The sequence below is a fragment of the Pseudomonas sp. P9_35 genome (assembly GCF_034008205.1).
GTDB classification, from domain to species: Bacteria; Pseudomonadota; Gammaproteobacteria; order Pseudomonadales; family Pseudomonadaceae; genus Aquipseudomonas; species Aquipseudomonas kilonensis.
This window is the reverse complement of the sequence record NZ_CP125373.1, coordinates 5,023,708-5,037,338: the sequence shown is the minus strand read 5'-3', so window position 1 is coordinate 5,037,338 and position 13,631 is coordinate 5,023,708. Positions and strand designations below refer to the sequence as shown.

The following is a 13,631-nucleotide window of genomic DNA, read 5'->3' as shown; positions in this document are numbered from 1 at the left end:
CCTACCCCCAGCGGGAGCAAGCTCCCTCGCCACAGGTTTGGCGAATGAATAAATATCGGCGTTTAAACTAGGAAGTGTCTGAACGTTACCGGTGTTTCGAAATGTGTAACAAAAGGCGCCACAACGGGGCGATGTGAAACGCCAAGCCCCGATACAGGGCGCTTGCAGGCCTCTCCAAAAATAAGCCGACACGCTGTGCTTGCCGGATTAGAAGGGTTTGCGAATAATGGGCCCGCTATTTGCAGCATAGATCGGTTTCCCTTCTTTTGCTCTTGCATGAATTTGCGGGGCTGTCAATGCGCTCGAACAGCTTTCTCGGTGCTTCTGTAATTTGTTGTCGCATTGAAGAAATATCGGCTTCGGGCCTGTCGTTAGAATGCCGATCACTCGCTCGTCGTGGCTCGTGTTGAATAAAACGTGAGCTTCCTAGGACGCAGCACCAAAGTTCGTTTCACCCATTCGCATATTGGGCTGTTGCTCACTCTGCCGTTTTTGCCCTTTACCGATGGAGTCCCAAGATGAAGAAACTTGTGCTGCTTGGCGCCCTGGCACTGTCCGTGCTGTCCCTGCCGACCTTCGCTGATGAGAAGCCCCTGAAGATTGGTATCGAAGCGGCTTACCCTCCGTTCGCCTCGAAAGCCCCGGATGGCAGCATCGTCGGTTTCGACTACGACATCGGCAATGCGCTGTGCGAAGAGATGAAGGTCAAGTGCGTGTGGGTCGAGCAAGAGTTCGACGGCCTGATCCCGGCGCTCAAGGTCCGCAAGATCGACGCGATCCTGTCGTCCATGTCGATCACCGAAGATCGCAAGAAGTCGGTTGATTTCACCAACAAGTACTACAACACCCCGGCCCGTCTGGTGATGAAGGCCGGTACCCAGGTCAGCGACGGCCTGGCCGAGCTCAAGGGCAAGAACATCGGCGTGCAGCGTGGTTCGATCCACGAGCGTTTCGCCCGTGAAGTCCTGGCCCCGCTGGGTGCCGAGATCAAGCCATACGGTTCGCAGAACGAGATCTACCTGGACGTGTCCGCTGGTCGTCTCGACGGCACCGTGGCAGACGCTACGCTGTTGGATGACGGCTTCCTCAAGACCGATGCCGGCAAGGGCTTCGCGTTCGTCGGCCCGGCCTTTACCGACGTCAAGTACTTCGGCGACGGCGTCGGCATCGCGGTGCGCAAGGGCGACGCGTTGAAGGACAAGATCAATGGCGCGATCGCGGCCATTCGCGAGAACGGCAAGTACAAGCAAATCCAGGACAAATACTTCGCTTTTGACATCTACGGCAAGTAACGACGTCCCGCCACTCGTGCGAAATGGCGCAAGCAACAGGATCTCTGCGGTTTGCGCCATTTTTTCATCCCACTTTCGAGGACCTGAATCATGTTGAAAGGCTACGGGGCTGTCATCCTCGATGGCGCATGGTTGACGCTTGAGCTCGCCTTGTCGTCCATGGCCCTGGCCATCGTCCTGGGGTTGATCGGCGTTGCGTTGCGCCTCTCTCCGGTGCGCTGGCTGGCGTGGCTGGGCGACCTGTATGCCACGGTCATTCGCGGTATTCCCGACCTGGTGCTGATCCTGCTGATTTTCTACGGCGGCCAGGACCTGCTCAACCGCGTGGCGCCGATGCTCGGCTACGACGATTACATCGACCTGAACCCGCTGGCGGCCGGTATCGGCACCCTGGGCTTCATCTTCGGTGCCTACCTGTCGGAAACCTTCCGCGGTGCCTTCATGGCGATCCCCAAGGGTCAGGCCGAGGCGGGCATGGCGTACGGCATGAACGGGTTCCAGGTGTTTTTCCGGGTGCTGGTGCCGCAGATGATTCGCCTGGCGATCCCGGGCTTCACCAACAACTGGCTGGTGCTGACCAAGGCCACCGCGCTGATTTCGGTGGTGGGCCTGCAAGACATGATGTTCAAGGCCAAGCAGGCGGCAGATGCCACGCGCGAGCCTTTCACCTTCTTCCTCGCAGTGGCGGCGATGTACCTGGTGATCACCAGTGTCTCGTTACTGGCATTGCGTCACCTTGAGAAGCGCTACTCGGTAGGCGTAAGGGCGGCTGATCTATGATCTTCGACTACAACGTCATCTATGAAGCCTTGCCGCTGTATTTCAGTGGCTTGTTGACCACCCTGAAGTTGCTGGCCCTGTCGCTGTTCTTCGGCCTGCTGGCGGCGTTGCCCCTGGGGCTGATGCGGGTGTCCAAGCAGCCGGCGGTCAACATGACGGCCTGGCTCTACACCTACGTGATCCGCGGCACGCCGATGCTGGTCCAGCTGTTCCTGATCTACTACGGGCTGGCGCAGTTCGCGATCGTTCGCGAAAGCTTCCTCTGGCCGTGGCTGTCCAGTGCGACCTTCTGTGCGTGCCTGGCGTTCGCCATCAACACCAGCGCCTACACCGCCGAAATCATCGCCGGCAGCCTGCGGGCCACGCCCAACGGTGAGATCGAAGCGGCCAAGGCCATGGGCATGTCGCGCTACAAGCTGTATCGCCGGATCCTGCTGCCATCGGCCTTGCGTCGGGCGCTGCCGCAATACAGCAACGAAGTGATCATGATGTTGCAGACCACCAGCCTGGCATCCATCGTGACCCTGATCGACATCACCGGTGCCGCGCGCACGGTGAACGCGCAGTACTACTTGCCGTTCGAGGCCTACATCACGGCCGGCGTTTTCTACCTGTGCCTGACCTTCATCCTGGTGCGCCTGTTCAAACTGGCCGAGCGCCGCTGGCTGGGTTACCTGGCCCCGCGCAAGCACTGATAACGCATCGATCCGATCGACTGCTCAACGACTGACGTTTTGTGAGAACCGACCGCATGTACAAGCTTGAAGTCCAAGACCTGCATAAACGCTATGGCAGTCACGAAGTGCTCAAGGGGGTGTCCCTGAAAGCCGCCGCTGGCGATGTGATCAGCATCATCGGCTCCAGTGGCTCCGGCAAGAGTACTTTCCTGCGTTGCATCAACCTGCTTGAGCAACCCCATGCCGGCAAGATCCTGCTCAACAACGAAGAGTTGAAGCTGGTCGCCGGCAAGGACGGCGCGTTGAAGGCCGCGGACCCCAAGCAACTGCAACGCATGCGTTCGCGGTTGTCGATGGTGTTCCAGCATTTCAACCTGTGGTCCCACATGACTGCGCTGGAAAACATCATGGAAGCGCCGGTGCATGTACTGGGCGTGGCCAAGGCTGAAGCGCGGGAGAAGGCCGAGCACTACCTGAACAAGGTTGGCGTGGCCCATCGCAAGGACGCCTACCCGGGCCATATGTCCGGCGGCGAGCAGCAGCGTGTGGCGATTGCCCGTGCGCTGGCGATGGAGCCGGAGGTGATGCTGTTCGACGAGCCGACCTCGGCCCTCGACCCGGAGCTGGTAGGCGACGTGCTCAAGGTGATGCAGGCCCTGGCCCTGGAAGGCCGGACCATGGTGGTGGTGACCCACGAAATGGGCTTTGCCCGTGAAGTGTCGAACCAACTGGTGTTCCTGCACAAAGGCATCGTCGAAGAAAGCGGCAACCCGCGCGAAGTGCTGGTCAATCCGCAATCCGAGCGCTTGCAACAATTTCTTTCGGGCAGCCTCAAGTAATCGCTCCCGTTACGCACCTGATTTGGGTCATGCTGCGCACCGCGCGCCAGATGGTCTAATTTGGTTGCAGCCGCTTTTGGCTTTAACACTGTTTTCGCTTCGGATTGCTCGCCATGACTGCCCATCGAATAGGTTTCCTGATTTGGCCCAGCACTAAAGCCTTGACGCTGGCGCTGGCCGAGGAGGCCTTGCGTGTTGCTCAGCGGGTGCATCCGGATGTGGTCTACGAACTGTCGTTCTTGCAGGCCGAACCGCCGGCCGACGGCGCCTGGCAACTGCCGGGCGAGCCTTGGGCCGGTAAGCTCGAAGGCTTCCAGAAGCTGTTCCTGCTGGCCGATGAGCCGCCGACTGCGTTGGCCTCACCCCTGAGCAGCGCCCTCAAGCAACTGGTGCGTGCCGGTTGTGTGATCGGCGGTTTGTCTGCCGGCGTCTATCCCCTGGCCCAGCTGGGTTTGCTCGACGGTTACCGTGCCGCCGTGCATTGGCGCTGGCAGGATGATTTCTCCGAACGTTTCCCGAAGGTCATCGCCACCAGCCATCTGTTTGACTGGGACCGCGACCGCCTGAGCGCCTGCGGCGGCATGTCGGTGCTCGACCTGTTGCTGGCGGTGCTGGCTCGCGATCATGGCGCGGAGCTGGCCGGTGCGGTGTCGGAAGAATTGGTGGTCGAGCGCATTCGCGAGGGCGGCGAGCGTCAGCGCATCCCGTTGCAGAACCGTCTTGGCTCCAGCCATCCAAAGCTCACCCAGGCGGTGCTGCTGATGGAAGCCAACATCGAAGAGCCGCTGACCACCGACGAGATTGCCCAGCATGTCTGTGTATCCCGTCGACAGCTGGAGCGGATCTTCAAGCAATACCTCAATCGCGTGCCTAGCCAGTATTACCTGGAGCTGCGCCTGAACAAGGCCCGGCAGATGCTGATGCAGACCAGCAAATCCATCATCCAGATCGGCCTGTCCTGTGGCTTCTCCTCAGGGCCGCACTTCTCCAGCGCCTACCGCAACTTCTTCGGCGCCACGCCGCGGGAAGACCGCAACCAGCGCCGCAGCAGCAGCCCGTTCGAATTGTCCTCGGTGCCGTCCGAGCGCGGCTAGTGGCACAACACGCTTCTGTGGGAGCAAGGCCTGCCCGCGATGCAGGCGACGCGGTCCTTGGTGAACCGAGGCGCCTGCATCGCGAGCAAGCTTTGCTCCCACAGATAAGTCCCCCTCGCCACAAGTGTTTTGCATGGCCGAGGGAAATGTGGAAGCCAGCCCCTCAAATACACCAGCAACGTTTAAACTGCGCCTTTGCGACGCTATTTGTCGCATTGCCGTAAACCCGCGAAAAACGTGGGTTGGCGCTATAAGAAGTTGTCGCTTGGCGGCAAGGCCGGGCTGAAAACTGTCCTTACAATCCTTACCAAGCCCGCCAGTTCCAGGCGGGTGTTCCTCATCAGGAGACTCCGATGTCCGTTGAGCAAGCCGCGGTACAACGCGCCGATTTCGACCAGGTTATGGTTCCCAACTATGCACCTGCTGCCTTCATACCTGTGCGTGGCGCCGGTTCCCGCGTATGGGACCAATCCGGTCGTGAGCTGATCGACTTTGCTGGCGGTATCGCAGTTAACGTACTGGGCCATGCCCACCCGGCGCTGGTCGGTGCACTGACCGAACAGGCCAACAAGCTGTGGCACGTGTCCAACGTATTCACCAACGAGCCGGCCCTGCGCCTGGCCCATAAACTGGTCAACGCGACTTTTGCCGAGCGCGCGTTCTTCTGCAACTCCGGCGCCGAAGCCAACGAGGCCGCCTTCAAGCTGGCCCGTCGTGTCGCGTTCGATCGTTTCGGTAGCGAGAAGTACGAAATCATCGCCGCGCTCAATAGCTTCCACGGTCGTACCCTGTTCACCGTCAACGTCGGTGGGCAGTCGAAGTACTCCGACGGCTTCGGACCTAAAATTACTGGCATCACCCACGTTCCTTACAACGACTTGGCCGCTTTGAAAGCCGCTATTTCGGACAAGACCTGCGCCGTGGTGCTGGAACCGATCCAGGGCGAGGGCGGTGTGCTGCCGGCCGAGCAGGCCTACCTGCAAGGCGCCCGCGACTTGTGTGATGCCCACGACGCGCTGTTGGTGTTCGACGAAGTGCAGACCGGCATGGGCCGCAGTGGTCACCTGTTCGCCTACATGCATTACGGCGTGGTCCCGGACATCCTCACCAGCGCCAAGAGCCTGGGCGGTGGTTTCCCGATCGCGGCGATGCTCACCACCGAAGCGCTGGCCAAGCACTTGGTCGTCGGCACCCACGGCACCACCTATGGCGGTAACCCGCTGGCCTGCGCGGTGGCCGAAGCGGTGATCGATGTGGTCAATACCCCTGAAGTGCTCGCGGGTGTCAAAGCCAAGCATCACAAGTTCAAGGCTCGCCTGGAGCAGATCGGCGAGAAGTACGGCCTGTTCACCCAAGTGCGTGGCCTGGGCCTGCTGATCGGCTGCGTGCTGAACGACGCCTGGAAAGGCAAGGCCAAGGACATCTTCAACGCCGCCGAACAGGAAGGCCTGATGATCCTGCAAGCCGGTCCGGACGTGATTCGCTTTGCTCCGAGCCTGGTGGTGGAAGACGCCGACATCGACGAAGGCCTGGATCGCTTCGAGCGGGCCGCGGCGAAGTTGACCCAAGCCTAAGGCTGAGTCGGACCCCTTGTGGGAGCGAGCTTGCTCGCGATAGCGGTGCCTCAGTGAAATGAATGTTGGCTGACACTGCGCTATCGCGAGCAAGCTCGCTCCCACAGGAGTCTTGCAGCGGCTGAAAAATCGAAGACCGCCGCAGATGCAATGCGGGCCAGGGTGTTCGTTTAGTTTTTTTCTGTGTATCGACCCCACGGTCGAACCCTTTATTTCAAGTTAAGGAGTGACACCATGCTGGTGATGCGCCCCGCGCAAATGGCTGATCTGGGCGAGGTACAGCGTCTGGCTGCGGACAGTCCGATCGGTGTCACTTCCTTGCCGGATGACGTGGAACGCCTGAGCGACAAGATCGCCGCAAGCGAAGCCTCGTTCGCCGCCGAAGTCAGCTTCAACGGTGAAGAGAGCTATTTCTTCGTCCTTGAAGACACTACCACCGGCAAGCTGGTGGGCTGTTCGGCCATCGTCGCGTCGGCCGGTTATTCCGAACCGTTCTACAGCTTTCGCAACGAGACTTTTGTTCATGCCTCCCGTGAGCTGAAGATCCACAACAAGATCCACGTGCTCTCCCAGTGCCACGACCTGACTGGCAACAGCTTGCTGACCAGTTTTTACGTGGTGCCGGAACTGGTGGGTTCGCCATGGTCGGAACTCAATTCCCGCGGGCGCCTGCTGTTCGTCGCCAGCCACCCGGAACGGTTCGCCGATTCGGTGGTGACCGAGATCGTCGGCTACAGCGATGAGAATGGCGACTCGCCGTTCTGGGACGCCATCGGTCGCAACTTCTTCGACCTCAACTACGCCGCCGCCGAGCGCCTGTGCGGGCTGAAAAGCCGTACTTTCCTCGCCGAGCTGATGCCCCATTACCCGATCTACGTGCCGCTGTTGCCGGACGCCGCCCAGGAAGCCATGGGCCAGGTCCATCCGCGGGCGCAGATCACCTTCGACATCCTGATGCGCGAGGGTTTCGAGACCGATCACTACATCGACATCTTCGACGGTGGCCCGACCTTGCATGCTCGTGTCTCGGGCATCCGCTCGATCGCCCAGAGCCGCGTGGTGCCGGTCAAGATCGGCGAACCGGTCAAGGGGGCCGGCCGCCAGTACCTGGTGGCCAATGCCCAATTGCAGGATTACCGCGCCGTGCTGCTCGAGCTCGATTACGCGCCGGGCAAACCTGTGACGCTGGACATGGAAGCGGCCGAAGCCTTGGGCGTCGGCGAAGGCGCCAGCGTGCGTCTGGTAGCCGTATAACGCTTTACAGCTGAGTTTCGCGGGTGGCGTGAGCGACCCGTTTGAGGAGATAGCATGATCGTTCGTCCCGTACGCAGCAGCGATTTACCCGCTCTGATCGCCCTGGCCCGCAGCACGGGCACCGGCCTGACCACCTTGCCGGCCAACGAAGAGCGCCTGGCCCATCGGGTCGGCTGGGCCGAGAAGACCTTTCGCGGCGAAGCCGGGCGCGGTGACGCGGACTACCTGTTCGTGCTCGAAGACGATGACGGTCGCGTGGTGGGCATTTCCGCCATCGCCGGTGCCGTGGGGTTGCGTGAGCCCTGGTACAACTTCCGGGTCGGCCTGACGGTCAGCGCTTCCCAGGAACTGAACATCTATCGGGAAATCCCGACCCTGTTCCTGGCCAACGACCTGACCGGTAATTCCGAGCTGTGCTCGCTGTTCCTGCATGCCGATTTCCGCAGTGGTCTCAATGGCCGCATGCTGGCCAAGGCGCGGCTGTTGTTCATTGCCGAATTCCCACGGCTGTTCGGCAACAAGATCATCGCCGAGATGCGCGGCATGTCCGACGACAAGGGGCGTTCACCGTTCTGGGAAAGCCTGGGCCGGCACTTCTTCAAGATGGAATTCAGCCAGGCCGATTACCTCACCGGCGTGGGCAACAAGGCGTTCATCGCCGAGCTGATGCCCAAGTTCCCGCTGTACACCTGTTTCTTGTCCGAAGATGCCCGGACCGTGATCGGCCAGGTTCATCCGGACACGGAACCGGCATTGTCGATGCTCAAGAGCGAAGGTTTCAGCTACCAGGGTTACGTCGACATCTTCGACGCCGGCCCGGCGGTGGAATGCGAAACCGGCAAGATTCGCGCGATTCGTGACAGCCAGGCGCTGGTGCTGGCCATCGGCACGCCGGGCGATGACGCCACGCCGTTCCTCATCCATAACCGCAAGCGCGAAGACTGCCGCATCACCGCTGCACCGGCGCGCTTTGCCGCCGGCACACTGGTGGTCGATCCGCTGACCGCCAAACGTCTTCAACTCAACGCCGGTGACCAGGTACGTGCCGTCGCGTTGTCTGCTGCCCGGGAGTCGAAATGATGAACTCGCTGTACATCGCAGGAAGCTGGCTGGAAGGCCAGGGCGACCTCTTTGAGTCGTTGAACCCGGTGAGCCAAGAGGTGTTGTGGTCGGGCAACGGCGCCACGGCCGCGCAAGTGGAGTCGGCGGTGCAGGCCGCGCGCCAGGCGTTCCCGGATTGGGCTCGGCGCTCGCTGGATGAACGCATCCAGGTGCTGGAAGCCTTTGCCGCTGCCCTGAAAAGCCACGCGGACGAACTGGCCCATTGCATCGGTGAAGAAACCGGCAAACCGTTGTGGGAAGCGGCGACCGAAGTGACCAGCATGGTCAACAAAGTCGCCATTTCGGTGCAGAGCTACCGCGAGCGGACCGGCGAGAAGAGCGGCCCCCTGGGCGACGCCACTGCTGTACTGCGCCACAAGCCCCACGGTGTGGTGGCGGTTTTCGGCCCCTACAACTTCCCTGGTCATTTGCCCAACGGCCACATCGTGCCAGCGCTGCTGGCCGGCAACAGCGTGCTGTTCAAGCCGAGCGAACTGACGCCGAAAGTCGCCGAGCTGACGGTCAAGTGCTGGGTCGAGGCGGGTCTGCCGGCGGGCGTACTGAACCTGCTGCAAGGGGCGCGGGAAACCGGTATCGCCCTGGCGGCGAACCCAGGCATCGACGGGCTGTTCTTCACCGGCTCCAGCCGCACCGGCAATCTGTTGCACCAACAATTTTCCGGGCGTCCGGACAAGATCCTCGCGCTGGAAATGGGCGGCAACAACCCGCTGGTGGTGGATGAGGTGGCCGACGTCGATGCGGCGGTCTACACCATTATTCAGTCCGCTTTCATTTCCGCCGGGCAGCGCTGCACCTGTGCGCGCCGCCTGCTGGTGCCGGAAGGCGCCTGGGGCGATGCCCTGCTGGCGCGCCTGGTGGCGGTCAGCTCGACCCTTGAAGTCGGTGCTTTCGACCAGCAACCGGCACCGTTCATGGGCTCGGTGATTTCCCTGGCCGCGGCGAAGGCGCTGATGGATGCGCAAAACCATTTGCTGGGCAAAGGCGCCGTGCCGCTGTTGAGCATGACCCAACCGCAGGCCCAGGCCGCATTGCTGACGCCGGGTATCCTGGACGTGACGGCCGTGGCCGAGCGGCCTGATGAAGAGCTGTTCGGGCCGTTGCTGCAAGTGATCCGCTACAAAGATTTCGCAGCGGCAATCACCGAGGCCAACAATACGCAATATGGCCTGGCTGCCGGGTTGCTGTCCGATTCCCAGGAGCGTTACCAGCAGTTCTGGCTGCAAAGCCGCGCCGGTATCGTCAACTGGAACAAACAGCTGACCGGGGCCGCCAGCAGCGCGCCGTTCGGCGGTGTCGGCGCCTCGGGCAACCATCGCGCCAGCGCTTATTACGCGGCCGATTATTGCGCGTATCCGGTGGCTTCCCTGGAAACCCCGAGCCTCGTCATGCCGGCTGCCCTGACCCCCGGCGTGCGAATGGTGTGAACCCCGATCGCGAGCAAGCTCGCTCCCACAAAGGATTGCGCAGAACCTTGTGGGAGCGAGCTTGCTCGCGAAGGCCGCGCCGCGGTTGTTATTTGATGCCTATAAAAAACAGATTCTCGTGGAGCCTCGCTGATGAAATCCTATGAAGTCAACTTTGACGGTCTAGTGGGGCCGACCCATAACTACGGCGGGCTCTCGTACGGCAACGTCGCGTCCCAGAGCAACAGCCAGCAGTCCTCCAACCCCAAGGAAGCGGCGTTGCAGGGCCTGGCGAAAATGAAAGCGCTGATGGACATGGGTTTCCAGCAAGGTGTGCTGGCGCCGCAGGAGCGCCCGGACGTGGCGGCCCTGCGCCGGCTGGGTTTTGCCGGCAGCGATGCCCAGGTCATCCAGCAGGCTGCGAAAGAAGCGATGCCGTTGCTGGTTGCCAGTTGCTCGGCCTCCAGCATGTGGGTGGCCAACGCCGCCACGGTCAGCCCGAGCGCCGACACGGCCGATGGCCGCGTGCATTTCACCGCCGCCAACCTGAACTGCAAATACCACCGCAGCATCGAGCATCCGACCACCAGTCGCGTGCTGGGGGCGATGTTTGCCAACCAGCAACACTTCGCCCACCACGCCGCCTTGCCGGCGGTGGCGCAGTTCGGCGACGAAGGCGCGGCCAACCACACCCGTTTCTGCCGCACCTACGGCGAGGCCGGTGTCGAGTTCTTCGTGTTCGGCCGCAGTGCTTTTGACACCCGCTATCCCGCGCCGCAGAAATACCCGGCGCGCCAGACCCTGGAAGCTTCCCAGGCCGTTGCCCGCCTGCATGGGCTGAGGGAGGAGGGCGTGGTGTACGCCCAGCAGAATCCGTCGGTGATCGACCAGGGTGTGTTCCACAACGACGTGATCGCGGTGGGCAATGGCGAAGTGCTGTTCTATCACGAGGATGCGTTCCTCGACACCGACAAGATGCTGGCCGAGCTGAGCAGCAAACTCGCCAAAGTCGGTGGGAAATTTCAATCGGTGTGTGTGCCGCGTTCGGCGGTCACCGTCGATGACGCGGTACGTTCCTACTTGTTCAATAGCCAGTTGCTGTCGCGCCCCGACGGCTCGATGCTGTTGATCGTGCCGGAAGAATGCCGTAGCAACGAACGTGTCTGGCAATACCTGCAGGGCCTGACGGGCACTGGCGGGGTGATTCGCGAAGTGAAGGTCTTCGACCTCAAGCAAAGCATGCAGAACGGTGGCGGCCCGGCTTGCCTGAGGTTGCGCGTGGCGCTCAATGAAACCGAGCTGGCGGCCGTCAACCCAGGGGTTATCATGACCGCGCCGCTGTACGATTCGCTGACCCAATGGGTCGAGCGGCACTACCGCGACCGCATGACCGAAAATGATCTGGCAGACCCGCAGTTGCTGCTCGAATGCCGTGCGGCACTGGATGAACTGACACAAATCCTTAAACTTGGCTCGGTTTATCCTTTCCAGATCAATTGAAAGCGCGCGCGACCTGACTACAGTCAAAGCAGGGCGCGTTGCCTTATCCCCAGACGAGAATGTAAAGACATGAGCGATACCTTGCAGCTGATCCTTGAAGACACCGACGGCACCCAACTGGAAACCTCCTGCACCCGCGTCGCGGTGATGTGGCAAGGCAAGGAGTTGTGGATCCAGCAGGATGGCCGCGGTCAGTTGCTGATCGGCGTCGATGTCGAGGAAGGGGACGAGGAATACGCCAACCTGTTGTTGCGTCCATTGGCGACCAACCTGGTCAGCCTGCAACTGGAAATGGAACCGGCGGACGTCGGCGACGATGACCATGTCCATGGCCCGGATTGCGGCCACGACCATTAAGGAAACCGCGCTATGCTCGCCCTCGGCAAACTGCTTGAACTGACCCTCGCCGGCCGTGAACCGGCGGAGAAGACTCAACTGACTGTCGAAGGCGTACGGATGCGCTGGTTGAGCGAGGGCGCGCTGGAGGTCAAGCCGCCCGAAGCCCGGGATAACGGCCTGGACCTGCTGCTGTCGGCCGGTATCCACGGCAACGAAACCGCGCCGATCGAGTTGCTCGACCGTTTGTTGCATGACATCGCCCGTGGCCATTTGAAGCCGCGGGCACGCGTTCTGTTCCTGTTCGGCAACCCCGAGGCCATCCGGCGCGGAGAGCGTTTCGTCGAACAAGACGTCAACCGCCTGTTCAATGGCCGCCATGAGCTGAGCGGCGGTCCTGAGGCGCTACGGGCCTGCGAGCTGGAGCGCTTGGCCGCCAGTTTTTTCAGCCGGCCAGAGCGCAGTCGCTTGCATTACGACCTGCACACTGCCATCCGCGGCTCGAAGATCGAGCAGTTCGCCCTCTACCCGTGGAAAGAAGGTCGCCAGCATTCACGCCGTGAACTGGCACGCTTGCGTGCCGCGGGCATGGAGGCGGTGTTGCTGCAGAACAAGCCGTCCATTGTGTTCAGCGCCTACACCTACGACCAGCTCGGTGCCGAGTCCTTCACCTTGGAACTGGGCAAGGCCCGGCCATTCGGACAGAACGACGGGGTCAACGTCAGCCTGTTGGAAACCCGCCTGCAACAGATCATCGAGGGCAACGAGCCGGAGCTGGATGAAGGGCTCGATGGCCTGCAGCTGTTTAGCGTCGCCCGGGAAATCATCAAGCACAGCGACAGCTTCCGCCTGAATCTGCCGACGGACATCGAGAACTTCTCGGAATTGGGGAAAGGCTACGTGCTGGCCGAAGACATCGCCCAGACCCGCTGGGTGATCGAAGAAGAGGGCGCCCGGATCATCTTTCCGAACCCCAAGGTCAAGAATGGCTTGCGGGCTGGCATCCTGATCGTGCCGGCGACCGATGAAAACCTGATCTAAAATCCCCACAAAACCATTGTGGGAGCGAGCTTGCTCGCGATAGCGGTGTACCAGTCAATGTTGAAGGCGACTGACACTCCGCTATCGCGAGCAAGCTCGCTCCCACAGGTTTTTTAGCGGCTTTTAGACCGCTACCGCCCGCTGCTCACTACGGCGTAACGCCCGGGTCTTGTGCAACGTATCGGCGCAGGTCTTCGCTGCTTCCTGACCCTTGTGCACGAAGTGCTCGAAGAAGAACTTCTGATGTTCTTCCCCAGCATGGAAGTGATGCGGCGTGAGCACGACCGAGAATACCGGCACTTCGGTTTCCAGCTGGACCTGCATCAGGCCGCTGATCACCGATTGGGCGACGAACTCGTGACGGTAGATGCCACCGTCCACCACCAGGCCGGCGGCGACGATGCCGGCGTAGCGGCCTGACTTGGCCAGCAGCTTGGCGTGCAGCGGAATCTCGAAGGCGCCACCGACTTCGAAGAAGTCGATATCACTTTCCTGGTAACCCTGGATGATCATTTCGGCGACGAAGCCTTTACGGCTCTGGTCAACGATTTCCTTGTGCCAGCAGGCCTGGATGAACGCGACGCGCTCGCCCGGATGACTTTTGCTTTTGCTGTCGATTGCAGTGGGTTGCATGTTCTGGTTCCTGTTTGTGTGAAAAACAGGGCGTCATGAATCGAAGGGGATTCGAGGGTACGCCGCGCACGGACAGTCGCAGTCGG

Annotated in this window: 13 protein-coding genes; 12 read left to right on the top strand and 1 reads right to left on the bottom strand. The window is 61.3% G+C overall.

Annotated features, from left to right (window positions below; genetic code table 11):
• Positions 1 to 518 precede the first annotated feature (518 nt).
• The 12 genes from QMK47_RS22220 to astE all read left to right on the top strand — a co-directional run bounded on the left by QMK47_RS22220 (position 519) and on the right by astE (position 12,912).
• Complete coding sequence (locus QMK47_RS22220; RefSeq protein ID WP_003204802.1) at positions 519 to 1,292, top strand: ABC transporter substrate-binding protein; 774 nt, start codon at positions 519 to 521, stop codon at positions 1,290 to 1,292.
• 90 nt (positions 1,293 to 1,382) lie between these two features.
• Complete coding sequence (locus tag QMK47_RS22215) at positions 1,383 to 2,072, top strand: ABC transporter permease (RefSeq protein ID WP_003204800.1); 690 nt, start codon at positions 1,383 to 1,385, stop codon at positions 2,070 to 2,072.
• Entirely contained in the window at positions 2,069 to 2,767 is a 699-nt protein-coding gene (locus QMK47_RS22210; RefSeq protein ID WP_014339810.1) for an ABC transporter permease, read from the top strand. Before QMK47_RS22215 ends, QMK47_RS22210 begins: the two co-directional genes overlap by 4 nt.
• A gap of 56 nt (positions 2,768 to 2,823) precedes the next feature.
• A complete protein-coding gene (locus QMK47_RS22205; protein WP_018612663.1) occupies positions 2,824 to 3,588 on the top strand; it encodes an ABC transporter ATP-binding protein in 765 nt (254 codons plus the stop codon).
• Positions 3,589 to 3,701: 113 nt separating this feature from the next.
• Positions 3,702 to 4,682, top strand: coding sequence for a GlxA family transcriptional regulator (locus QMK47_RS22200; protein ID WP_018612661.1), 981 nt, complete (start codon positions 3,702 to 3,704; stop codon positions 4,680 to 4,682).
• A gap of 353 nt (positions 4,683 to 5,035) precedes the next feature.
• Positions 5,036 to 6,256, top strand: a complete 1,221-nt coding sequence (locus tag QMK47_RS22195; protein ID WP_214509497.1) for an aspartate aminotransferase family protein — start codon at positions 5,036 to 5,038, stop codon at positions 6,254 to 6,256.
• Between the two features lie 234 nt (positions 6,257 to 6,490).
• Positions 6,491 to 7,510 (top strand): arginine/ornithine succinyltransferase subunit alpha, encoded by a 1,020-nt coding sequence (aruF, locus tag QMK47_RS22190; protein WP_092145236.1) that lies wholly within the window; start codon positions 6,491 to 6,493, stop codon positions 7,508 to 7,510.
• Between the two features lie 54 nt (positions 7,511 to 7,564).
• The gene (gene astA, locus QMK47_RS22185) at positions 7,565 to 8,590 is read left to right on the top strand and encodes an arginine N-succinyltransferase (protein WP_320389331.1); all 1,026 of its coding nucleotides are present in this window, start codon (positions 7,565 to 7,567) and stop codon (positions 8,588 to 8,590) included.
• Positions 8,587 to 10,056 carry a succinylglutamate-semialdehyde dehydrogenase gene (astD, locus tag QMK47_RS22180; protein WP_320389330.1) on the top strand — a complete coding sequence of 490 codons (1,470 nt, stop codon included), beginning with the start codon at positions 8,587 to 8,589 and terminating at the stop codon, positions 10,054 to 10,056. Before astA ends, astD begins: the two co-directional genes overlap by 4 nt.
• A 132-nt stretch (positions 10,057 to 10,188) precedes the next feature.
• Positions 10,189 to 11,535: an N-succinylarginine dihydrolase gene (astB, locus tag QMK47_RS22175; protein ID WP_320389329.1), complete on the top strand. Its 1,347-nt coding sequence runs from the start codon at positions 10,189 to 10,191 to the stop codon at positions 11,533 to 11,535.
• Positions 11,536 to 11,604: 69 nt separating this feature from the next.
• Positions 11,605 to 11,892 carry a hypothetical protein gene (locus QMK47_RS22170; protein WP_003178862.1) on the top strand — a complete coding sequence of 96 codons (288 nt, stop codon included), beginning with the start codon at positions 11,605 to 11,607 and terminating at the stop codon, positions 11,890 to 11,892.
• A 12-nt stretch (positions 11,893 to 11,904) separates the two neighbouring features.
• Positions 11,905 to 12,912, top strand: coding sequence for a succinylglutamate desuccinylase (gene astE, locus QMK47_RS22165; RefSeq protein WP_258689156.1), 1,008 nt, complete (start codon positions 11,905 to 11,907; stop codon positions 12,910 to 12,912).
• 123 nt (positions 12,913 to 13,035) lie between these two features.
• On the opposite strand, the gene QMK47_RS22160 is transcribed toward astE, so the two are convergent.
• Entirely contained in the window at positions 13,036 to 13,545 is a 510-nt protein-coding gene (locus QMK47_RS22160; RefSeq protein ID WP_024618891.1) for a 6,7-dimethyl-8-ribityllumazine synthase, read from the bottom strand.
• Between the last annotated feature and the right edge of the window lie 86 nt (positions 13,546 to 13,631).